This is a genomic window from Deltaproteobacteria bacterium, from assembly GCA_020845895.1.
Lineage (GTDB): Bacteria > Lernaellota > Lernaellaia > JACKCT01 > JACKCT01 > JADLEX01.
Window position 1 is genome coordinate 100,729 of record JADLEX010000023.1, and the last position, 23,149, is coordinate 123,877.

The following is a 23,149-nucleotide window of genomic DNA, read 5'->3' on the forward strand; positions in this document are numbered from 1 at the left end:
ACCGATTTTCTTTTCATGGAGACGACGATGATGAAGATCCGACGATATCTCCCCGCGATGCTCGGCGCGACGCTGTTGCTGGGGGCGACCGCCTGCTCCGGTTCGCACGACGGCGCGGCCCCCGCGCCCAAACCCACTGCCGAGGTTTCCGTGCGTACGCTGTCCACGCAGGACGGCGCGGCGACGTTTCAGTCGGTGGGTCGTGTGAAGAACGTGCGCGAGTCGGTGCTGACCAGCAAAGTGATGGGCACCGTGGTCGAGGTGCGCGTGAAGTCGGGCGACGCGGTGAAGAAGGGCGACCTGCTGATCCGCGTGGACGACCGCGACATGCAGGGCCAAGTGCAGCAGGCGGGCGGCGGGCTCGCGCAGGCCGAGGCGGCTCATGCGATCGCGAAAACCAACCTGGCGCGTTTTGAGGACCTGTTCGCCAAGGGCAGCGCGAGCCAGGCCGAACTCGACAAGGCGCGATACGAATTCGAATCGGCCGCGGGCGCGCTCAAGGCCGCGCGCGGTGCGGTCGCGACCGCGGGCAGCATGGCGGGAGAGGCGCGCGTCGCCGCACCCTTCGACGGCCGCGTGGTCGATACCCTGATCGAGCAGGGCGAGATGGTCGCCCCGGGCCGACCGCTCGTGAAGGTCGAGGGCGAGTCGAAGCTGGAGTTCGAGACGACCGTGGACGAGCGCGACGTGCGTGAACTGCGCGTCGGGCAGGCCGTCAGCGTGTCGCTCGACCTGTCGCGAGACGAGCAGCGCGAAGCCCGCGGCGAGATCAGCGAGATCGTGCCTGCTTCCGACACCGGCACGCACACCACGACGGTGCGCATCGCCCTCGCCGAAACCGAGGGGCTGCGCAGCGGCGCGTTCGGGCGCGTGAGCTTTCCCCGGGCGGCCGGCGGTCCCGTCGCCGTCGCCGTGCCCGCCGACCGCATCGTGCGTCGCGGGCAGCTCGCGGGCGTGTTCATCGTGGACGGCGCGGACACGGTGCGCCTGCGCCTCGTGCGCGAGGGCCGCGCGCGCGGCGGGGAGGTCGAGATTCTCTCCGGCCTCGCCGATGGCGACCGCCTCGTCGTGTCCGACATCGCATCGCTCATCGACGGCCAGCAGGCGAAGGTGCAGCCATGACGACCGCGAAGCACGAATCCGCATCGAACGCGGCCGCCGCCGAGGTGCTGCGTCACCGCTACGAGCGAAAGAAGCTCGGCATTTCGGGACGCATCGCCGCCGCGTTTCTCGACAGCAAGCTCACGCCGCTCATCGTGCTCTTCGCGCTGTTTCTCGGCGGCATGGCCGTCGTGATGACGCCGTCCGAGGAAGAGCCGCAGATCGTCGTGCCGATGGTCAACGTCTTCGTTCAGTATCCCGGCGCGAGCGCCCGCGAGGTGGAGCAGCTCGTCGCGACGCCGATGGAAAAGCTGCTGTGGGAGATCCCCGGCGTCGACCACATCTACACGATCTCGCAGCCCTCCGGCGCGATGGCCATCGTGCGCTTCAAGGTCGGCGAGCCCGAGGAACAGAGCCTCGTCAAGATCTACAACAAGATGCACGGCAACATGGACCGCATCCCCATCGGCGTGTCGCCGCCGCTCATCAAGCTGCGGGGCATCGACGACGTGCCGATCTTCGCGCTCACGTTGCACTCGCGCGAATACGACCACCACATGCTGCGCCGGGTCGCCGCCGAAGTCGCGACCGAGATGAAAAAGATCCCGGACATCAGCGAGACGTCGCTGATCGGCGGTGCGCGCCGCCAGGTGCGCATCGAGCTCGACCCCGCCCGTCTCGCGGGCGTCGGCGCGTCGCCCCTGTCAGTCTATCAGGCCGTCGCGCAGGCGAACGCCAATTTGCCCGCGGGCTCGTTTGACGAAAACAACCGCAATGTGCTGGTCGAGGTGGGCGACTGGTTCCGCGACGCCGACGAGCTCGGCCGCGTGGTGGTGTCCGTCTTCAACGGCCGTCCGGTTTATCTGTCCGACGTCGCGACGGTGAGCGACGGACCCGAGGAGGTCCGCGATTACGTGTTCCACCTCGACGGCGCGGGCACGGATCACGCGCACAAAACGCCGGCCGGCGATTTTGCCGAGGAGGCCGCAGTCACCATCGCCGTGGCGAAACGGCGCGGGGCGAACGCCACGTGGCTCGCCGAAAAACTGCGCGCCGTGGTGGACGAGCAGCGCGGACGCACCATCGTGTCGGGTATCGACGCGACCGTCACGCGCGACTACGGGCGTTCGGCGAAGGAGAAGTCCAACGAGCTGATCCGCCACATGCTCGAGGCCACCGTGGCCGTCGCGCTGCTGATGGCGCTGGCGCTCGGCCTGCGCGAGGCGGCCGTCGTCATCGTGGCGATTCCCGTCACCCTCGCGCTCACGCTCTTCACCAGCTACCTGTTCGGCTACACGCTCAATCGCATCACGCTTTTCGCGCTGATCTTTTCGATCGGCATCCTCGTCGACGACGCGATCGTCATCGTCGAAAACATCAACCGTCACCACAAGATGAACTGGGGACCGCTGAAGGTCATGGCGCCCTACGCGGTCGATGAAGTCGGCAACCCGACGATCCTCGCCACCATCGCCGTGATCTTCGCGCTGCTGCCCATGGCGTTCGTCTCCGGGATGATGGGGCCCTACATGAGCCCGATCCCGATCAACGCGTCGGCGGCGATGGCGTTCTCGCTCGCGGTCGCCTTCATCGTCACGCCGTGGACCGCAAAGGGGCTGATCCGGCTCACCGAACGCCTCGGCATGAAGGGGCGCGACCACGGCCACGACGGCGACGACCGCGTTACGCGCGTGTACCGCGCCATCATGACGCCGCTCGTGCGTTCGCCGAAGAGACGAAACGTGTTCCTGCTCGGCGTAGTCGCGGCACTGCTGGTTTCCGTCTCCCTGTTCGTGCCGCGCTGGGCCAAGGTCAAGATGCTGCCGCACGACAACAAGGCCGAGTTCCAGGTGATCGTCGATCTGCCGGAGGGCTCGACGCTCGAGGCGACCGCCGCCGCGACGCGGGAAATCGCCGCGCGCCTCGCGGCCGAGCCGGTCGTGCGCGACGTGCAGGTGCATGTCGGCACCGCCGCGCCGATCAACTTCAACGGCCTCGTGCGTCACTATTTCCTGCGCAGCGGAGCGCATCAGGGCGACGTGCAGGTGAATCTGATCGAAAAACACGCCCGCGACGAGAAGAGCCACGACATCGCCAAGCGCCTGCGCCCGGCGATCGTCGAGATCGCGAGCCGTCACGGCGCGGTGGCGTCGGTCGCCGAGGTCCCGCCCGGGCCGCCGGTGCTCTCGACGATCGTGGCCGAGATCTACGGCCCCGAGGCCGCCGGGCAGCTCGAACTCGCGAAAAACCTGAAGGACGTTTTTGCATCGACGCCGGGCGTGGTGGACGTGGACTGGTACGTCGAGGCCGATCAGCCCGAGGCGCGGTTGATCGTCGACAAGGACAAGGCGGCGCTCTCGGGGGTCTCCACCGAGCACATCACGAACACCCTTGGCCTCGCTCTCACCGGTCGCCCCGCGGGCCTGCTGCACACCGACCGCGAGCGCGAGCCCGTGAAACTCCAGGTCGTGATCCCGCGCGCGCTGCGCTCTTCCGCCCGCGACCTGACCTCGATCCGCGTGCATGGCGCGGACGGGCGTCTTGTGCCGATCGCCGAGCTCGTGCGCGAGGAGCTGTCCTCCGAGGACCGCTTCATCTACCACAAGGATCTGCGCCGCGTGGTGTATCTGAACGCCGAGGTCTCGGGCGCGGACGAAAGCCCCGTCTACGCGCTGCTCGACATGAAGGACCGCGTTGCGGCCATGGCCGCCCCGGGCGGTGGAACGGCGATGCAGCTCTGGTCCGGCATGCCCGCGTCGGAGACGACGTACAGCGTGAAGTGGGACGGTGAGTGGCAGGTGACCTACGAGGTCTTCCGCGACATGGGCATCGCGTTCGCGGTCGTCATGGTGCTCATGTACATCCTCGTCGTCGCGTGGTTCAAAAGCTTCTCCACGCCGCTCATCATCATGGCGCCGATTCCGCTGGCGCTCATCGGCATCGTCCCGGGTCACTGGCTGACCGGCAACTTCTTCACCGCCACCAGCATGATCGGCTTCATCGCGCTGGCGGGCATCGTGGTGCGCAACTCGATTCTGCTCGTCGATTTCGTCGAGCAGGAACGCGAGGCGGGCGCCACGCTCGCCGACGCCGTGCTTGCCGCGGGCGCGATCCGCTTCAAGGCCATCGTCCTCACCGCCATCGCCGCGGCCATCGGCGGCATCGTCATGTTCACCGATCCCATCTTCGGCGGGCTGGCGACCAGCCTCGTCTTCGGGGTCGGCGTCTCCACCGCGCTCACCCTCGTGGTGATTCCGCTTCTCTACTACGCCGTCGAATCGCGCCGCGAACGGCGCGCGGCGGCCCAGCCGAAGGAGGCATCCGCATGAAGATGTTCATGATCATCGCCGACGGTTCGCTGCGCGATCAGGTCGAGGTGTTTTTGGAAGACCACGGCGCGCGCGGCTACACCGAGGTTCCCATGGTGTTCGGCGAGGGCACGCACGGCAAACGGCTCGGGTCCCGCCTGCACCCGGGGGCCAGCACGCTCATCTTCACCGTGGTGCCCGCCGAACGGGCGGTCGCTCTGAAGACGCAGCTCGCCGACATGGCGGCACGCGTCAACGCGGCTGGCACGTCCATGCACGTCGCGGTCCTCGGCGTCGAGGAATTTCTTTAGCTCCATGCACCACTTTACAGGGAGTTTCATCATGACCGTGAACGACTACATCCGACTCATCGCGGGCGCCTTTGTGGTCGCCAGCGTGGCCCTCGGCGTCCTGTGGACACCGTGGGCGCTGGCCTTCACCGCCTTCGTCGGCGTGAACCTCTTGCAGAGCGCGTTCACCCGCGCGTGCCCCATGATCTCGCTGCTGCGTAAACTCGGCGTTCCCGAGACGTCGGCGCGCTGAAGGGCGGACGCGTTTGGCCGGCGGCGCGATCGGGTTTAAAGTGCCCCCGTTTTGCGGAGGGCGATTGCCCGTGGCCGACTTTGCGCTCGCGCCGTTCATCCGGTTCGTTCTCGATGACATCGAGGACGCGATCTTCGTCGTCGACGACGCGCAGAACCTCGTCTATTGCAATGCGTCGGCCCGGCACCTCACCGGCGCGTCGCTCGATGACGTGATCGGCCGCCACTGCAGCGCGGTCTTCGGCGGCGCGGGCGACGAGGCGTACTGCGTGTTCCAGGAACTGCGCGGGCGCGACGAGCCCCACCCCGGCAGCCACGCGGTGATCCGGCGAAGCGACGGGCTTCGCATCCCGGTCGAGATCCGCCTGACGCGCGTCCCCGCCGATGTCGCGGGCGCGCCGCTCATGATCGGTCGCATCCGCGACCTGTCGGTGCTCGACCGATTGCAGGCCGAGGCCGCCGGGCGCTGGCGGTTTTCCAACATAGTGTCGCGCTCGCCCGCGATGTTGCGCATCTTTGAGCTGGTGCGTGCCATCGCCGAGACCGACGTGAGCGTGCTGGTGACCGGCGAATCCGGCACGGGCAAGGAGCTCGTCGCGCGCGCGATCCACGATCTGTCGCCGCGCCGCGAGGGGCCGTTCCACGCGGTCAACTGCGGCGCGCTCGCGCCCGAGATCCTGGACAGCGAGATCTTCGGCCACGAAAAGGGCGCGTTCACCGGGGCCGTGCGCCAAAAACCCGGGCGGATCGAACTCGCGAACGGCGGCACGCTTTTTCTCGACGAGCTGGGCGATATGCCCGCGCCGCTGCAGGTCAAATTGCTGCGCGTGTTGCAGGAACGCACCTTCGAGCGCGTCGGTGGCACGCGCACGCTGGAGATGGATGCTCGGATCATCGCGGCGACCAACGTCGATCTGACGCGCGCCGTGAACGACGGCCGATTCCGTCAGGATCTGTATTTCCGGCTCGCGGTGGTGCCGATCCACCTGCCGCCGCTGCGCGAACGGCGCGAAGACATCGAGCTGCTGCTCGAGCATCACCTGCGCGTCGCCGCCGAGCGTTTTCATCGGTCGGAAAAGCGGTTTTCGGAAACCGCGCTGCGCGCACTCATCAATCATGACTGGCCGGGCAACGTGCGCGAGCTCATCAACGTGGTGGAGTACGCGCTGGCGGTCGCGCCGGGCGCGGTGATCGAACCGCGCGACCTGCCGCCGTCGTTTTTAAACTCCGACGACGCGGCCGCGCGAACGCTGCGCGCGATCGAAGACGCGGCAAAGCGCGCCGGGCGCGGCGAATCGGAATTGACGGACGTGACCGTGCCGCCGCGCGTGGAACGCGAGAAAATCGTCGCGGCTCTGGCGCGCCACCGGCGCCATCGCGACGCCGCGGCTGCGGAACTCGGGATCAGCCGCACGACGTTGTGGCGATGGATGAAGGAACTCGGCCTTCGCTGAGCCGGGATGGGAAACGGCGCCCCTTTGGGGGAGCGCCGCTTGATCGTTTCTCCAAATTCGATGGCGTCAGTCGCCGATGCCCGGTCCGCCCGAATTCACGGTGAAGACAAAATCGGCCGCGGCTTCGAACTCGGGCTCGTTCGCCGAGTCCGCATCGTCGTCATCCGTGTCGTCGTCGGACGCGTCATCGTCCGCATCGTCATCTGCGTCATCGTCGGCGTCATCATCCGCGTCGTCGTCGGCATCGTCGTCGGTATCATCGTCCGCGTCATCATCCGCGTCGTCATCCGCCGCGTCGTCATCCACGTCATCGCCGCCGTCGAAGGGCGGCAGCGTCGAGCCGTCGGCGAATTCGTAGACGCGCAGCCGGAAGTTGAGCAGCACGGGGACGGTTTCGACCTGCGGGACGTAGAACTTGAACGACCGCCGGTTCGCGTCCTGCACCCAGTCGATCGGCTCGAAGACGGTCTGCGTCGCGTCCTGATTGCGCAGTTCGAGGCGGACGTTGACCTTTCGGTCGGTGAACGTGGAGAGGTTGTTGATGCGGGCCACGGCCTCGACCATCGAGCCGACGGGGCCACGGTACTTGCTGAACTCGACCTCGCCGACCGAGTCGTCGACCTGGAAGTTGAACAGCCCGTCGCGCAGGACGAGAATCTTCACCATGACGGTCTTCTTGACGTCGTCCTCGTCCTTGTTGTCCTGGGCGCAGGCGGACGCGAGCGCTCCGACGATGACGAGCACCGCCGTCCACAACACCAATACCCTCGCGCGCGCGCGCATTTTCGGCCTCTTCTTCGTGGTCACCACGCGGGTTTCGTAACCCGAAGGGATTCGGACTGTCAAGCTCGCGACGCATTCACCGGGCGCCGTCGCCGGTTTTCACGCCGGGCGCTCCGTGGTATAGGGCCCCATCCGGCAGCGTATGTTATTTGGCCATGAGGATGTGATGAGATGAACTGGAAGACCGTTGCGACCAAAGCCGTTCTGGGTCTGGTGACGTTGTTTCTCGTGGCCGGCGTCGGCCTGTGGAGTTTCAACTACGTGACCCTGCAGATGCCGATCAACAAGGTGCTGGCCGAATCAGCCGAGACCCAGATCGGCGTCAAGGCGCACTTCATGCGCTACTACCGGTTCGACACCGTCGTCTTCAACATCACCAGCGCGGGCGGCGAACAGGTCGCCCAGCGGGCGCTGAAGCTCTTTTTCGAGTTCGCCGCCAAGGAGAAGGATCGAAACGTCCGCGCCGTGAACCTCGCGCTCAATGGCCGCGTGTTTCTCGTCGTGCCCGGCGAGACCTTCGCCAAACTCGGCGAGCAGTTCGGTTCGCAGCCGATGGTCGAGCTCGTGCGCATCCTGGGCACGACCTCGACCCTGCCGGGCGGGCGCCCCGTGGGCAGCGTGGACAAGCGCATCCTCAAACATTTCCTCGGCGGGCTGATGCCGCAGGGAAAGGCCGCGCCGCCGGCGGGTGCGGAGTCCGATCCCGCGTTCGACAACCCCAGCGCGCTCGAAGGCGTCACGGCACCGGCCGGCGAAGCCCCTGCTCCGGACGCGCCTGAAGGCGAGGCCGCGAACCCGTAACGCGGACTGCCCTTCGACTTTGACATCGCCCGGGGCCGCCGATAGCGTGGCCGCGTGCGGCGATTCCGAACCATGTTTGTGGCGATCTGCGTTGCGTTCGCGGCGTTGTCCGCGGGATGCTCCGACGAGCGCGATTCCGGCACCGTCGTCGTGGGACTCGAGGGCAGCCCGTCCACGCTCGATCCCCGATTCGCGATGGACGCCTACGCCACGCGAATCCTGCCCCTTCTCTTCGACGGGCTGGTCACCGTCACGCCGGACGGACGGGTCGGTCCCGGCCTGGCGGAGCGTTGGTCGATCGAAAGCGGCACGAGATACACGTTTCATCTGCGCGACGGCGTCGCCTTCGCCGACGGAACGCCGCTGACCGCTAGCAATGTCGCCGCGAACTTCCGTTTCATCCTCGACCCCGCCAACAAGTGTCCCGCAGCCTCGTCGCTCGACGCCGTGGAATCCGTCGACGCCCCCGACGAACGCACTCTTGTCATCACGCTCCGGCGTCCCTTCGCGCCGTTTCTCCTCAAGCTCACGCGCGGAATCGTCCCCGCCGCGTGCCTCGCCGACGCGGACTTCGGCGAGCGGCCGATCGGTTCGGGGCCGTACATGGTGACGCGCTTCGAGCGCGGCCGGGCCATCGAGCTCGCCGTGAATCCGCACCGGCCCGGACCGCCGCCCGCCATCGCGCGCATCCGCTTCGAGGTCATCGCCAACGAAACGACGCGCATGCTGAACATGAAGCGCGGCGACATCGACCTGCTGCAAAACAATGTCCCGCCCCACGCGGTGCGCTATTTCGAAGACATCCCCGGCGTGGCCGTCGAACGCACGCCCGGCATCAACTACAGCTATCTGGGATTCCACCTCGAAGACCCGCGCGCGATCACGAGCCGCGTGGAGGTGCGCCGGGCGATCGCGCATGCGATCGACCGCGAGGCGATCATCGCGACGCTGCTGCTGGGTCAGGCGCGCGTGGCCGATTCGATGTTCGCGCCCGAATTGCCCGCGCACGCCGACGTGACGCGTTACACGCACGATTCGGCGCGTGCGAAGGCGCTGCTCGACGCGGCGGGTTTTCCCGATCCCGACGGCGACGGCCCCGCACCGCGATTTCGGTTGTCGTACAAGACGAGCACCGACCGGCTGCGCAACCGCATCGCCGACGCCATCGCGGCCCAGCTTGCCGAGGTGGGCATCGCGGTGGAGAAACGTCAGTTCGAGTGGGGCACGTTTTTCGCCGACATCCAGAAGGGGAATTTCCAGACGTTCAGCCTGACATGGGTGGGCGTGATCGATCCCGATCATCTGTTCTACGTCTTCCACTCGTCGTCGATGCCGCCCTCGGGGGCGAATCGCGGGCGCTATCGCAATGCCGAAGTGGACGCGCTGCTCGAACGCTCGCGCGCGGAGGCGGACGAATCCGCGCGGCTCGATCTCCTGCGTGTTGTACAACGTCGCGTGGCGGACGAAGCGGTATATGTGGGTCTGTGGTGGATGGACAACGTGATCGTGCGTCGCGAGCGGCTCGTCGGCTTCACGCCGTACCCCGGCGGCGAGTACACCTCGCTCGCGTCGGCGCGGCTCGCCGGGGAGACGCACCCGTGACCGACCGCCGGCGCATCGCCTGGATCGTCGCGCTCATCGCGTTCATCAATCTCGCCTACAAGGGCGTCGTCGATCTGTACGACGTGCGCGTCACGCGCGCCGACGCGCCACCCGCCGTGGCGAAAGCGCTCGCGGGCACGAAGATCGTCTTTCTGTCCGACATCCACGTGCGCGCGATCGGTCCGCGCGAGCGCTTCGTGCTGGACCTCATCGAGCGCGAATCGCCGGATTACGTGCTCATCGCTGGCGACCTGAAGCCCTACGAGGGTTCCGCCGAACCGTCGCTCGAATTCTTCCGCCGCATCCGCGCGCGGCGCGGCGCGTACGCGGTGCTGGGCGACGCGGAGTATCGGCTCGGTTCGCAAAACTGCGTGTATTGCCACGCGCCGGGAAGCTGGGCGATTCGCGACGATCTGCCTGTGCGCGTGCTGCGCGATCAAATGGCGACGCTCGCGGGGACGGACGGCGAGCCCGCGGTGGATCTCTGGGCGGGCGACGTGAAGCTGCGCCCCGCGCTCGATTGGGCGCGCAGGGGCGCGCGGCCCGTCATCGCCATGGCGCACCTTCCCGAGAGTTTTCCCGCCTACGCCAAGGCGGGCGCGGACCTGATGCTCGCGGGCGACACGCACGGCGGCCAGACTTGGCTTCCGCGCCCGCTTTACGCGCTCGTGCTCGGCCGCGAAAAGGCGCACTGGTTGCGCGGGCGCTACGCGCTGGACGATTCGGTGATGTGGGTGAACGCGGGCCTCGGTTGGACGGGCCTGCCGCTGCGTCTTGGCGTTAAGCCCGAAGTGGTGATCTTCAATTTTCGGGACGACGCGAATCGCTGAAGGGGCGGTCGACCCGACTCCCATTTTCGCGCAAAGGGCGATCTGTTAGGATTCCTCCATGACCGACCGGGAACGCGAAATTCTAACACAATTCAAGTCCTGTCTGGCGGAACGGGTTCCCTTGGCGCGGCTCATCCTCTTTGGATCCCGAGCGCGGGGAGACGCCCGCGAGGATTCGGACTTCGATGTTCTCGTCGTCGTCGACACGAACGTCGATGCCGCCGTCCGGCGCACCGTCAGCGACTGCGCGTGGGAAGTGGGGTTTGAGACGGAGTCGTGCATCGTTCCCGTTCCCCTATCGACAAGCGAGTGGGGCACGGGGCTGTTCCAGAAATCGCTGTTGGGACTGGCCGTAACACGGGAAGGCGTTGCCGCGTGAACGATCCCGACGTCGAAGTTCTGATTCGACATCGAATGGAGCAGGCCGACAACGCCATCAAGGAGGCGCGCGCGCTGCTTCAAACGGGTTTCGGCCAGCAGGGTGTCATCAACAGGGCGTACTACGCTATGTTCTATGCCGTCCTGGCGCTGTTGCAGGAGCGGAAGATCACGCCGCGCAAGCACAAGGGCGCCATCGAAGTTTTCCATCGGGAATTCGTGCGCACCGGCGAACTGCCGAAAGAACTGGCGAAGTCGTTGGCTCGGGCATTCGATCTTCGACAGGAGTCCGATTATCGGTTTCTGAGCCCCTTTTCCGAGAGCGAATTGACGGTCCTGATCTCAGAGGCCGAAACGTTCATCGAGTCTGTGCGGCGCGTCCTTAAGAGCAGTTCCGCGCCGACGACTTCGTGAATCGTGCGGGCCGTCCTCCTCACCCTCTTCCCCGAGTTCTTTGATTCGCCGCTTCGCGTCGGCGTGCTGGGTCGCGCGATTTCGCGCGGGCTCGTGTGCGTCGAATGCGTGAACCCGCGCGAATACGCGACGGATCGTCACCGCCGCGCCGACGACTACGGCTTCGGCGGAGGGCACGGGATGGTGATGAAGCCCGAACCGCTGGCGGCGGCGATTTGGGACGTGCGCGCGCGGGCGCCCGGCGTGCGCGTCTTCGCCCTCACGCCCGGCGGCGAACCGTTCACGAGCGACACCGCGCGAGAGTTGGCCCACGCGGGGGCGTTCGCGCTCGTGTGCGGCCGCTACGACGGCATCGACCAGCGCGTGATCGACCATCACTGCGACGGCGAGATCTCGGCCGGCGACTTCGTGATGTCGGGCGGCGAAATCGCGGCGCTCGCCATCGTCGACGCCGCCGCGCGCTTCGTGCCGGGCGTGGTCGGCAAGGGCGAAAACGTGGAGACGGACAGTTTCAACAGCGGGCTCAAGTGGCCGGTCTACACACGGCCCGACAATTTCGACGGACTGCGCGTTCCGGAAGTGCTGCGAACCGGCGATGCCGCGGCGGTCGAGGGTTGGCGGCGCGATGCGGCGCTGGCGCGCACGATTCGTTTTCGCCCGACGCTCGTCGTCGCGGCGGGGGCGCACCGCATTGGACTCGAGTTCGCGGGGTGCGACGGGGTCGAGGCCGCGATGACCGCGTGGCCGCTCGTCGGACGCTTCGTGCGCGGCGCGATTTACGTGCATGCCGACGCGGATGAACGCTCGCGATTTCGCGTGTCGTGGGGCGATACGCCAAACGCATGGGTCTCGCCGAGCGAAACCGCCGCGACGGATCGATGGCGACGGCTCATCGGCCGGTTCGAGCGGATGCGGATCGGTTTCACCGATGACGAGTCCGCTCGGGCGCAGATCCGAGCCGCGCTGATCGAAGGGCTCGGCGTCGTGCTGCGCGTCGAGGGCGGCGCGGGCGCGGATGCCTTTGCGCGCATCGCTGCCGTGCTCGATCCGTCCTTCGATTGAGAAAAGGGCCGATCCCTTCGGACCGGCCCTTCGGATCCCATCAGTGCGAATGCGTTACGGGGCGATGCCCAACAGGTTGTCCCACATCACGTTTCCGCCGTAACCCTCGTCGCTCCAGTCGATGAGCTGAATTCCGTTGAAGGGTCCGTTGAACGGCACGGAGCCCGTTTGGAGTCCGACGCACAGGCTCTCGGCCTCGTCGACCCAAATGGAGTAGGTCTTGGCCGCATAGGTGTGGCGGACCTCCACGGTATGCCACTCGCTGACCGTGAGCGCGCCGCAATCGACCCACGTGCCGGGAGTGTAGTCGTACGCGCTGAGGTACCCGGCCTCGACGAGGAGCTGCGCACCCGGCGTCGCGCCGGTGAACGGGTTTTGCATTGTGCGGAAACCGAACTCGGTGTCCGTGTCGTCGTAGAAGACGTCGAAATACACGTTCAGGTCAGCCGGCGTGGATGCGAAGCCGTAACTGGCCAGCACATAGTCGGCGATCGTGATGGTCGTCCCGCCGTCCAGTTCGAGCGCTTTGCCCGCGCCGTCCGCGGCGGTGAGCGTCACGATGTTCGCCTCGCTCGTGCCATCCTGATCGACGATCGCCCACGGCGCGGCGAGCGGGCCTTCGGCGTAAGCGGTGAAGTCGATGTCGAACATGTCGGCGCCGCCATCGATCTCTCCGTGGAAGTTGTCGAAGGTCGCCACGCCGCCGTATGTGTCATCGCTCCAGTCGACCACCTGCAGGCCGTACGCGGGGTACTGCGTCGCGTTGGCCGGAACGTTGTCGCACGCCGTGGACGAGCCGTTGAGATTCACGTCGTAGGTGCCGGAGCTGTAGTTGTAGAGCACGGCCACGTTGTCCCAGTCCAGGGCCGTGAGCGTTCCGCATGTCACCATTGCGCTCGTCGTGAAGTTGAGCGCCTTGACCGTCGCGTTCTCGACCACGAGCTGCGTCTGCGGATAGGCGTAGCCGTAGTATTCGAGCACCGTGCGGAATCCGAAATCGACTCCGCTGTCGGCCACGCTCACGTCGAACGACACCCAGACGTCGTCGTCTTGCTCGTTGAAACCGTATTGCGCGACCAAAAAGTCGCCGCCCTCGGTGTCCACGTCGCCCGTTTGATAAACGACCTTGCCCGATCCGTCCGCGGCCACGAGGTCGCCCACGACCATCGTCGTGTCGCCCGACAGATCCAGACCCCACGGGAAGCCGAGGTTGCCGTTCGTGTAGTCCTCGAAGTCGATGTCGAAGATCGTCGTCGGGCCGGTGTCGTCATCGCCCGTGTCGTCGTCGGCGGTGTCGTCATCCGCCGTGTCGTCGTCGGTCGTGTCGTCGTCGGCGGTGTCGTCATCCGCCGTGTCGTCATCGGCCGTGTCGTCGTCGGTCGTGTCGTCGTCGGCGAGATCGTCGTCGTCGTCATCGCCGCCCAGACCCGAGTCGTCGTCCGCGGGAGCGCCCGAGTCGTCGTCATCGTCGCCCCCGCCGCCGCACGCGGTCCACGACGCAAAGACCAGCGCGCACAAAACCACCCACCATTTCTGACGCAAGGTTCTCATCGCGAGTCCTCCAAATGGAACGAATTCGTCCAAAGCCGCGTCGGTCCCGTTTGGGGGCCGAATTGGTTCCCAGTTCACCGCGTCTTTTTACCATGAATGTCGAATTTTCGCGCCGACTTTTTTTGGGTGATATTTCACGTCGAAAAAACAGGAGTTTCCCGTTATTCCTTTCCATTTCGTGCCGAAACACGGCGGGGAACGGCGAATCGTGACCGGGCAAACCTTGATCGACGAGCGTCGGGCGTGTTAGGTGCACCCACGAACACGGACGCACCGCGAAACCCAACAGCATGACGCCACCCCATACCATCGCCGAAGATCCTTTCCCCGACACGCCGCCGCCCGTTTCGGAAACACCGCTGTCCGGGCCGGCCCCGGCGGGCTCCGCGCCCCGGCGGGAGACCTGGGTCGAGTTCCTCGCGAGCAACCGTCTCGCGATCTACACCCTGTCGGGCCTCGGCATCGCCACGCTTATCGGCACGATCGTGCCGCAGCGCGGACCGGGGCTCACCGAGCAGCAATACGCCGATCTGATCGCGAAAGGCGGCGTCTTCGCCGTCGCCGACAAGCTGGGCCTGTACGAGGTTTTCCACTCGCCGTGGTTTCTCGCCCTTGTGCTGATTTTGTGCGTGAACCTCATCGTGTGCACGATCACGCGCATCGAGCACATCGTGAAGCCCGACTACACCAAGGGCATCGCGCTCGGCCCGAAACTCCTCTCGCGCTTCGGCAAGCAGTATCACGTCCCGAACGCCGCGCCCGACGATGCCGCCGTGCGGCGCCTGTTCCGGTTCCGCCGCCGCGCCGAGATCGACGGCGACCGCTACTACTATCGAGAAACCGGACGCATCAAGCGCTACTCGGTCGTCATCATTCACATCGCCATCCTCATCGTCTGCGGCGCGGCGATCGCGAGCAAAAACCTCATCATCGACGGCTCCATGATGATCCCCACCGGTGAGGAAGCCGACTTCGTCGCCCTGCGAAAGGCCGGAGGTTTCCGCCTGCCCTTCGCGGTGCGTTGCGACGATTTCGCGGTGGAGTTCTACGAGGGCATCGAGCGCCCCAAAACCTTCCGCTCGGTCCTGACGTTTCTTCCCGAGCAAGGCGAGCCGTGGACCACGCCGCTGCTCGTCAACGAGCCGGCCAAGTACGGCGGATTTCGATTCTATCAGGCGTCGTACGGCCCCGTCGGACCGCGCCCTAAGATCCGCGTCACGCGCCGCGCCGACGCCCAGGTGATCTGGGACCGCACGATGCTGCTGCAAAAACCCTACACCATGACCGACGGGTCGGGCGGCGTTTTCGGCGTCGTCTCCATGCTTCCCGACAAGGACGGCCAGGGCCCCGCCGCGATGATCCTCGAAGCGCACGCCGACGCGCCCGAGCAGGAGTTCTGGATCTACAAGCACCAACCCGAGATCGAGGCGGCGCGGGAATCGACACTCACCTACGAGTTCGTCGGCGCCGAGATGGGCGGCTATTACACCGGCATCATGGTGTCGCGAAACGACGCGTTCCCGGTGCTGCTCTTCGGCTGTTTCCTCGGCTTCCTCGGCGTGCTCATCAACTTCTTCCTGCCGCATCGACGCACGATCCTGCGCGTCGGGCCGGAGGGCGTGGTCATCGCCGGGTCCGATTCGCGCGGAATCCTGATGCTCGAGGAGCGCCTGGAGACCCTGCGCGACATGGTCAGCGCCGGCAAGCCCGACTGACGAACCGGGCGACGAGTCCCGTTCCCCTTGTCAACGCGGCCCCGATTTGGTTTGATCCACGCCGCCTTCCATGTGTGCCGTTCGCGGGGGAGCCGGGTATCGTGTCAAATTTCGCTCATCGATTCGCGCCGATTCTGATGGCGCTGACAGTTCTCATCGCGGCGTGCGAGCCCAAGGCCGCAATCAAGCCGCCGCCCGACAAGCCGGGCGATCCCACCCTCGCCACGGTGGGTTCCGTCTCGATCACCACGAACTACCTGAAGATCGCGTTCGCCAACCTGCCCGCCGACGCCCGCGAGGAGTTTCGATCCGACGAGGGCAAGCGCCGGTTTCTCGAAAAACAGATCGACCTGATCGCGTATTACAGCGAGGGCGTGCGGCGGAACTGGAAACAGAACGCCGACTTTCGCAACGCCATGAGCGTCGTTGAAAAAACGGCGCTCGTCTTCATGGCCAAGGAACGCGCCGCCGCGAAGCTGCCGCCCGTCAGCGACGAGGACGTTCGCGCCGCCCACGAGCGTTACGCGCAAAAAGCGCGCGCGGCGGGACGCGAGCCGAAGTCGTTCGAGGACGCCGCCGCCTCGATGCGCGCCGCGATCGAACGCCAGCGCTTTCGTCACGCGGGCCAAGACCGCGTGGTGGCGCTGATGAAGGATTACGGGGCCGCCGAGCACCGCACACTGCTCGACACGGATCCCAAGGACGCGGCGAAAAACGCGGAACTGCGTCAGGTCGTCGTCGCGTCGCGGGCGTTCGAACTCACGCTCGTCGAGTTCTACGCGTGGGTTGCGCGCCAGTCGCCGGCGTATCAGGAACAGGCGAAGACCAAAGAAGGTCGCAACTGGCTGCTCGACCGCTATCTCGAGGACGAGTTCCTTCACATCGACGCGCTCACGCAGCAGCTTCACAAGGACGACGAATACGCGACGCGCATGCTGGTCGCCGAGATCGGCATCCTCGGGCGCATGGCGCAGGAGCGCATCACCGAAAAGAACATCAAGGCGACGGGTGATGAAGCCCGCGCATACTTGGCCGCGAACCCCGACCGGTTCGCGGACAAGACCTGGGAGAAAGACGAGGAGGAGATCCGCCGTGCGGCGACCGACGCCAAGCGCACGCGGATCGTCAAGGAGTTCGCCGACGCGCTGCGCCGCGACCGCTACGTGGTCGCTTATCGCGAGGACGCCGTCGCGGCACTCGACCTCGCCGCCGTCACCGACGCGGGCATCGAGGCGATCATGCCCGAACGCCCCGGCGAATCCGCCGAAGCCCTCGACTTTTCCGATCTGATCGAGGACGCGCCGGCGGGGAACTGAGCGAATAGCGGCCCGGAGATTCGGCATGACACGCGACGATGTTCAGGAACTTCACTCCATCATGCCGATCGCCAATCTCCCCTCGACTCTCGAAAACGGGTTACTCTCCCATGCACGGGTCGAGCGGCTTCGCCATCTTTCGATCGCCATGCCGGACGTTCAGCGGCGAAGGGCGTTACGCTCCGTACCCGGAGGCCGCCCGCTCCACGAATACGTCAATCTATATTTTCACGCCCGAAATCCGATGATGTTCAGCCGCAAGGAGAGTCACACGTCTTTGTGCGTTCTACGGGTCATGCACACGGTCCTCGATCTGCCGGGCGTGGCGATCGCCGATCAGAATGCTTCGACGGACTTTGCGCGATTTCATCCAAGCCCCGAAGGACTCACGAGGCTGGATCGAAGCCTCGTCTTTGCCGAGTTCTGGACGGACCCCAACCCCATCGAACATCGCCGCCGCAAGGCCGCACGTTGCGCCGAGGTCTTGGTGCCGGACCGCGTCGATCCGTGCTATATTCAAGGCGCATACGTTTCCGGATTGCGGGCCGGCGCGGCGCTCGCCGAAATTGCGCCGTTGCTCGCCGTGGAGGAGTTGCCGGGGATGTTTTTCCAATGAATGGGGGCGCCATGGTCACGGTGCGAAAAGGCGACCTGTTCCGTTCGAGCGCGCAGACGATCGTCAACACGGTCAACTGCGTCGGAATCATGGGCAAGGGACTGGCGCTCGAATTCAAGATGCGCTTCCCCGATATGTTCGTCCACTACGCCGGGCTGTGTGCCCAGGGGCGCGTGCGTCTCGGCGAGCCTTACCTTTTCAAGGCGCTCGTCGGGCCCTGGATCCTGAACTTTCCGACCAAGGGCCACTGGCGGTCGGTGTCGCGACTCTCCGACATCGTCGCGGGGCTCGAGCATCTCGAAGAGCATTATCGGGAGTGGGGGATCACGTCACTCGCAGTCCCGGCGCTCGGTTCGGGAAATGGCGGACTCGAGTGGGCTGTCGTCGGACCGACCGTCTTTCGACACCTGAGTCGATTCGACATCCCGGTGGAACTCTACGCCCCACTGGATGTGCCCGACCACGAATCGACGTCGGAATTCCTGAGTAACGATTCCGACTCCGCGCTCCCCTTCGCCATGCCTTCGTCAGATCGGAAGATTCCGCCCGCGCTCATCGCGCTGGCCGAGATCGTTGCACGGATCGAGGCACAGCCGTTTCATTGGCCCGTCGGTCGGGTGGCGTTTCAGAAGATCGCGTACTTCGCGACCATGAAGGGTTTGCCGACCGGCCTCGAATTCCGGCGAGGCCGTTATGGGCCGTTTTGCGACTCGCTCAAGACGGTTACGACGCGGCTGGTGAATCACGGCCTGCTGGTCGAGCGCGAGCATGGGAAGATGATCGTCGTCGAAACCGGACCGGCTTTTCCGACGGCGCGTCGGCTCGCCGAAACGCTTCTCAAGTCGTGGTCGGCCCTGCTCGACGACGTCGCCGATCTGCTGCTCCGCATGAAAGGTCGCGAAGTCGAGATCGCGGCGACGGTTCATTTTGCGGCGCGCGAGGCCCGTTCGAACGGGGCGCAACCATCCGAGATGGATGTCCTGCACGCCGTGAAGGAATGGAAGGTTCGCAGAACCCCGCCGATTCCCGAATCCGCGTTTGTCGAGTCGATTCGCGGACTGAACGTCCTCGGGTGGGTGGATCTCGCATTCAGCCGCGAATTGCCCGTCGAATCCGAGGCCGCGTTCGCGGACTGATGCTTCGCGTCATTCCACAACCGATGCTTTGAGCGTCCCCCGATCGGGTACGAGGCCGAGGCCGTCGGCGCTGCGCACCGCGTCGGCGCAGGCTCGGGCGATCGCGGTCGCCGCGAGGTGACCGAGCAGGTTTTCGTTCGCGTCGGCATAGCCTGTGGCGAGCGCGAAGAGCACATCTCCATCAAACACGCAGTGCGCCGGCACGATGGCGCGGGCGAGCCCCGCGGACGCCATCCGCGCAACGCGATGCAGTGCCGCGCCGCCGAGCCGCGCGTTCACGGCGACGAGGGCGAGCGTTGTGTTCTCGATGGGCGACGGCACCGCCGCGCTCAGATCGAGGCCGAGCCGCGCGGGCAGATTCGCGAGGCGGTGAGGATCTTCGGGATCGCGCGCGCCGGCCAGCAATTCGCCCGTGTCTGCATCCACGATGTCGCCGAAGGCGTTGAGCGCGACGAGCGCGAAAGCCGCCGCGCCGTCCGACGATGCGGCCGTCGCCGCCCCGATACCGCCCTTCATCAGATGCGCGGGACCGAGCGCCTTGCCCACCGTCGCCCCCCGTCCCGCGCCGACGCTGCCGCGCGCAAAGTCTTCACCGTTCGATGCGAGCGCGTTTTCGCACGCCGCACGGGCGAGTTCGGGGCCGGGGTACGCCCCCGGTCGCCCAAGGCCGAGGTCGAAGAGCGCCGCCGTGGGCACCGTGGGCACCACCGAGGCGCGCACCGCGTTGCCGATGCCGCGCTCGGCGAGGAAGTCCATCACCCCTCCCGACGCGCCGAGTCCGAACGCGGAGCCGCCCGCGAAACAGACCGCGTGAGCGCGCCCGACGAGATGGTCGAGGCGTCCGGCGTCGCACTGTCTCGTGGTGGTCGCCGGACCGAGCGGCAGAAAAACAAAGGTCGCGCCGGCGGGGTCGTCCACGAGCGCCACGGTGACGCCGGTGACCGCCTCGTCGTCGTGAGCGTGGCCGATTTTCAGGCCGAAATCGCGCGGCAGCATGTGCGCACCCTATCGCCTTCGCGCGCCGATGCACAGCGGGGGATGGCGCCGCACCCGGTCGAATGTCCCGAGTGGCCGCCGGTCATCCCGACCGCGGCGGGATTTCGACCGGAACGTCGAAGGTGAACACGCTGCCACGCCCGACCTCGCTCTCGACGTGGAGCGCGCCGCCCATCAGCTTCGAGAACTCCATCGCGATCGACAGGCCGAGGCCAGACCCGCGAAAACGCTTCGTCGAAGACCGGTCGGATTGGTAGAAAGACTGAAAGATCTTTTCGCGATCCTCGGCGGGAATGCCGATGCCCGTGTCCTCGACGACGAAACGCAGGTTGCGTCGATTCCCGCCCGCGCGCACCGCCACGACGGCGAAGGCCACGTGGCCGCGGTCGGTGAATTTGACCGCGTTGTCGAGGAGATTGTTGAGGACCGTCTCGATCATGATGGGATCGCCGACGACCGAGGAGGGAAATCGCGGGGCGCGCTTGTAGCGGAACTCGAGCCCCTTGGCCTGTACGTGAATCTCGAAGCGCTGCGTCAGCGCGGCGAGGAGCAGATCCATGTCGAACGCCGTTTCCTTCGGGGCATTAGGGCTCGACTCGATCCGCGCGACCTCGATGAGGTTGTTCATCATCCGCAGCAGCACCTCGCTGTTGTTGTTGATCGTGGCGAGGTACTGGAGCCTTTTCTCGACCGGCATCTCCGACTCGATCGCCATCACGTTCGCGAGGCCCTTGATCGCATTGAGCGGCGTTCGCAGCTCGTGGCTCACGTTCGCGAGAAAATTCGTCCGCAGCGCGTCCGCCTCGCGCGCGGCTTCGAGCGCCTGCTCGGTTTCCCGGTGTTTGCGCCGCAGCTCCTCTTCCATCTCGATGTGCTCGGTGATGTCCCAGAAGATGCCGAGAATACCCTGCGCGCGCCCGTCGGGGTCGTAGAGCGGCATCTTGTGGCTCTGGATCGTGAGAACCCGCTCGCCGCTCGTGTAGTGCTCCGTAATCGCCTCGCCCCGACCCGCCTCCATCACGCGGGCGTCGTCGCGGCGGTATTTTGATGCGAGCTCGACCGGAAAGAAATCGAAGTCGGTCTTTCCTGCGAAGTCCTTCGGCGTCAGGCCGAAATCCGAAGCGAAGCTGGAATTGACCGTCACGTAGACCGAGTTGCGGTCTTTGTAGAACACTTTTTGAGGGATGCTTTCCAGCAGGTGCCGGTAGTGCGCCTCGCTCTTGCGCAGCGCGTCCTCGGCCGCCTTCTGCTCGGTGATGTCGCGCACGAGCGTCACGATGCGCCCGCCCAGCGCGTCCAGGTAGTTCGCCGTGACCTCGACGTCGATCCATTCGCCGGCGCGCGAACGGTGGCGCGTCTCGTAGCGAAGGTAACCCTTGCGACGCACGGCCTCGTACGCGAATCCGGGTCCTTCGTCCGTTGTCTCCTCGACATCCTTCACCGTCATGCGTAGAAGCTCGGGGAGCGTGTACCCGAGCAGCCGGCAATAGGCGTTGTTGACCTCGATGAAACGTCCCTGCGCGTCGGCCACGAAAAATCCGTCGCGCATCGCGTTGAGAATCGTGTGATATTCGAGTTCGACGCGCACCTTGTCCGACAGATCGCGCATGACGCACAGCGCCCACCACGCGTTCTCCACGCGCACCGTCGAGACCGAGAGTTCGAGCGGAAACTCCGTGCCGTCGCGGCGTCGCCCCGCGAGCACACGGAACTCGCCGCCTTCGAACGGGCGCTCCGCGCGGCTAAAGTCAAACAGCCCCCGCAGATACGCGTCGCGATAGCCTTCCGGCGTGAGCAGGTCGTAGAAGGTGCGTCCGTTGAGGTCCATCTGGTGCACGCCGAAGATGCGGCGCGTCGCGTCGTTGTAGTAATTGATGCGGCCGTGCTGATCGAGAATCACGATCGCGTCGTGCGACGAAGCCGAGATCGCCTGAAAGCACCGTGTCATGCGGTCGAGATCGAACTTGGTGCGCGCGAGTTCGCTGCGGTCGTCGATGACGAACAGCACGTCGCCCTCGCGCTCGCCCCCTTCGAGCGCCGTTCCGCGCCAGGTGGTCCATCGAGGGCGCGGCGCGCCGGCGTCGACCATCACCGTCGTGAACTCGCCGATCCAGTGACCGCGATGGGCGATGGATCGATACGCGGCATCGAGACCCGAGGCCGTGTCCCACGTGCTCAGAATCTCGTGTAGGGAGTGGCCGCGAAGGTCAGTGTCGGGCTCGTGACCGAATATGGCCGCGATCTGCGGGCCGTGATCGACGATGACCGCCTTGGCGTCCGCGACGATCCACGGCACGCGCATGCGGGTCAGATGGTCGATCATTCGGGCCGGCATCGGGAAATTCCGTGCGTTTTCGCGCTCGTGTGCCGGCATCATTCCCGCATCCGAGGGCTTTGACAATCGTTCGCCGGCGCCGATTTGACGCAAACATTCTTTTTGACCTGACGTGTATCGGACGGTTATAATTGGTCGCTGGTTTGTATCGGGGGATGAGGATGTCGACGCGTGGCGGGGCGTGGCGGGCTTTGGCGATCGTGGCGTTGGCGCTCGTACCGGCGCTCCTGGCGATCGGCGGCGCGGGTTGCTCGTCCTCGGGCGGGGACTCAGCGACTGACGACGGCGGCCGCGCGGGCGACGACGACACCGGCGATCCCTACGTCCCGCCGGCCGACGACGACGCCACCGACGATGACGACGACGCGGACGACGATACGGTGGACGACGACACCACCGATGACGACACGACGGACGACGACACCGGTGACGACGACAGCGTGGACCCCGACGGCCCGCAGATCACAATTGTCCAGCCCGCGCACAACGGCAACTTCGACACGCACGAGATCACCGTCGAAGCGACCGTCACGAACGCGAATCCCGGCACGATCCGCTGCTTCTACAACACCTCGGACATCACGAGCCTGCTGACGATCAATCAGGATCAGGATCGCGGATTCAACTTCATCATCACCGGCACGATCGACGGCGTTCCCGCCGGCACACACCGCTTCGCCGTCGAGGCGAGCAACGACGATGGTTTCAATCAGGCCGTCAGCATCTTCGATGTCGAGATTTCGGAGCCTTATCTCGAACTGACGCTCAACGGCTATCTGGTCGAGCCGGGCGACGACGTGACCGCCGACGTGACCGTGTACGACGAAAACGGCGCGCCGGTCTCCGCGTCGTACACCTATACCGTGCAGCCCGCGACGGGGTTCGTGCGTAACGGCGATGTCTTCACGTTCAACACGAAAGGCGACTACACCATCACCGCCACCGCGCAGGTCGACGGCAAGGCGTGGCTGTCGGACGAGGAAACGGTGGAGGTGAAGTATCTGACGCCGACGAGCGTGACGGTGATGCTCTCGGCGTCCACCACGCAGGCCGGCACACCGGTCGTCGCCAACGCCACGGTGTTCAACGCCGACAACGAGCCGCTCGACGGATTCGTCGTGGCGTACACCGTGACCCCCGGCGCGGGGGTGACGGTGACCAACAACGTCATCACCATGACGAAGACCGGCGACCACGACATCAAGGGGA

Annotated in this window: 20 protein-coding genes; 16 read left to right on the forward strand and 4 right to left on the reverse strand. The window is 65.9% G+C overall.

Going from position 1 to position 23,149, the window contains the following annotated elements; genetic code table 11:
• The first annotated feature begins 30 nt into the window (after positions 1 to 30).
• From IT350_02875 to IT350_02895, 5 genes are all read left to right on the forward strand, one after another.
• Positions 31 to 1,122: an efflux RND transporter periplasmic adaptor subunit gene (locus IT350_02875; protein ID MCC6156967.1), complete on the forward strand. Its 1,092-nt coding sequence runs from the start codon at positions 31 to 33 to the stop codon at positions 1,120 to 1,122.
• A complete protein-coding gene (locus IT350_02880) occupies positions 1,119 to 4,430 on the forward strand; it encodes an efflux RND transporter permease subunit (protein MCC6156968.1) in 3,312 nt (1,103 codons plus the stop codon). Before IT350_02875 ends, IT350_02880 begins: the two co-directional genes overlap by 4 nt.
• Positions 4,427 to 4,720, forward strand: a complete 294-nt coding sequence (locus IT350_02885; protein MCC6156969.1) for a hypothetical protein — start codon at positions 4,427 to 4,429, stop codon at positions 4,718 to 4,720. The genes IT350_02880 and IT350_02885 overlap by 4 nt, the downstream gene beginning before the upstream one ends.
• A gap of 31 nt (positions 4,721 to 4,751) precedes the next feature.
• A complete protein-coding gene (locus IT350_02890) occupies positions 4,752 to 4,952 on the forward strand; it encodes a DUF2892 domain-containing protein (protein MCC6156970.1) in 201 nt (66 codons plus the stop codon).
• 70 nt (positions 4,953 to 5,022) lie between these two features.
• The gene (locus IT350_02895; GenBank protein MCC6156971.1) at positions 5,023 to 6,405 is read left to right on the forward strand and encodes a sigma 54-interacting transcriptional regulator; all 1,383 of its coding nucleotides are present in this window, start codon (positions 5,023 to 5,025) and stop codon (positions 6,403 to 6,405) included.
• Between the two features lie 66 nt (positions 6,406 to 6,471).
• On the opposite strand, the gene IT350_02900 is transcribed toward IT350_02895, so the two are convergent.
• The gene (locus IT350_02900; protein ID MCC6156972.1) at positions 6,472 to 7,188 is read right to left on the reverse strand and encodes a hypothetical protein; all 717 of its coding nucleotides are present in this window, start codon (positions 7,186 to 7,188) and stop codon (positions 6,472 to 6,474) included.
• Between the two features lie 171 nt (positions 7,189 to 7,359).
• Between IT350_02900 and IT350_02905 the strand changes: the two genes are divergently transcribed.
• From IT350_02905 to trmD, 6 genes are all read left to right on the forward strand, one after another.
• A complete protein-coding gene (locus IT350_02905; GenBank protein ID MCC6156973.1) occupies positions 7,360 to 7,989 on the forward strand; it encodes a hypothetical protein in 630 nt (209 codons plus the stop codon).
• A 72-nt stretch (positions 7,990 to 8,061) separates the two neighbouring features.
• On the forward strand, positions 8,062 to 9,591 hold the full coding sequence (locus IT350_02910) for an ABC transporter substrate-binding protein (protein ID MCC6156974.1): 1,530 nt from the start codon (positions 8,062 to 8,064) through the stop codon (positions 9,589 to 9,591).
• Positions 9,588 to 10,421, forward strand: a complete 834-nt coding sequence (locus tag IT350_02915) for a metallophosphoesterase (GenBank protein ID MCC6156975.1) — start codon at positions 9,588 to 9,590, stop codon at positions 10,419 to 10,421. The genes IT350_02910 and IT350_02915 overlap by 4 nt, the downstream gene beginning before the upstream one ends.
• A 58-nt stretch (positions 10,422 to 10,479) precedes the next feature.
• Positions 10,480 to 10,800, forward strand: coding sequence for a nucleotidyltransferase domain-containing protein (locus IT350_02920; protein ID MCC6156976.1), 321 nt, complete (start codon positions 10,480 to 10,482; stop codon positions 10,798 to 10,800).
• A 35-nt stretch (positions 10,801 to 10,835) separates the two neighbouring features.
• Positions 10,836 to 11,213 carry a HEPN domain-containing protein gene (locus IT350_02925; GenBank protein MCC6156977.1) on the forward strand — a complete coding sequence of 126 codons (378 nt, stop codon included), beginning with the start codon at positions 10,836 to 10,838 and terminating at the stop codon, positions 11,211 to 11,213.
• 3 nt (positions 11,214 to 11,216) lie between these two features.
• The gene (gene trmD / locus IT350_02930; protein MCC6156978.1) at positions 11,217 to 12,275 is read left to right on the forward strand and encodes a tRNA (guanosine(37)-N1)-methyltransferase TrmD; all 1,059 of its coding nucleotides are present in this window, start codon (positions 11,217 to 11,219) and stop codon (positions 12,273 to 12,275) included.
• Between the two features lie 54 nt (positions 12,276 to 12,329).
• Here the strand turns inward: trmD and IT350_02935 are convergent, their stop codons facing one another.
• A complete protein-coding gene (locus tag IT350_02935; GenBank protein ID MCC6156979.1) occupies positions 12,330 to 13,826 on the reverse strand; it encodes a hypothetical protein in 1,497 nt (498 codons plus the stop codon).
• A 290-nt stretch (positions 13,827 to 14,116) separates the two neighbouring features.
• Between IT350_02935 and IT350_02940 the strand changes: the two genes are divergently transcribed.
• From IT350_02940 to IT350_02955, 4 genes are all read left to right on the forward strand, one after another.
• Positions 14,117 to 15,541, forward strand: a complete 1,425-nt coding sequence (locus tag IT350_02940) for a cytochrome c biogenesis protein ResB (protein MCC6156980.1) — start codon at positions 14,117 to 14,119, stop codon at positions 15,539 to 15,541.
• Positions 15,542 to 15,642: 101 nt separating this feature from the next.
• The gene (locus tag IT350_02945; GenBank protein ID MCC6156981.1) at positions 15,643 to 16,857 is read left to right on the forward strand and encodes a hypothetical protein; all 1,215 of its coding nucleotides are present in this window, start codon (positions 15,643 to 15,645) and stop codon (positions 16,855 to 16,857) included.
• Positions 16,858 to 16,882: 25 nt separating this feature from the next.
• Complete coding sequence (locus IT350_02950) at positions 16,883 to 17,473, forward strand: DUF4433 domain-containing protein (protein MCC6156982.1); 591 nt, start codon at positions 16,883 to 16,885, stop codon at positions 17,471 to 17,473.
• An 11-nt stretch (positions 17,474 to 17,484) separates the two neighbouring features.
• Positions 17,485 to 18,609 (forward strand): macro domain-containing protein, encoded by a 1,125-nt coding sequence (locus IT350_02955; protein ID MCC6156983.1) that lies wholly within the window; start codon positions 17,485 to 17,487, stop codon positions 18,607 to 18,609.
• Positions 18,610 to 18,618: 9 nt separating this feature from the next.
• Here IT350_02955 and IT350_02960 read toward each other — a convergent pair whose 3' ends face one another.
• Both IT350_02960 and IT350_02965 read right to left on the reverse strand, forming a co-directional pair.
• The gene (locus IT350_02960; GenBank protein MCC6156984.1) at positions 18,619 to 19,605 is read right to left on the reverse strand and encodes a P1 family peptidase; all 987 of its coding nucleotides are present in this window, start codon (positions 19,603 to 19,605) and stop codon (positions 18,619 to 18,621) included.
• Between the two features lie 82 nt (positions 19,606 to 19,687).
• Positions 19,688 to 21,940: a PAS domain S-box protein gene (locus IT350_02965; GenBank protein ID MCC6156985.1), complete on the reverse strand. Its 2,253-nt coding sequence runs from the start codon at positions 21,938 to 21,940 to the stop codon at positions 19,688 to 19,690.
• 161 nt (positions 21,941 to 22,101) lie between these two features.
• Here IT350_02965 and IT350_02970 point away from each other — a divergent pair.
• Positions 22,102 to 23,149 (forward strand): hypothetical protein (locus tag IT350_02970; protein ID MCC6156986.1); only part of this gene is annotated, 1,048 nt, incomplete at its 3' end.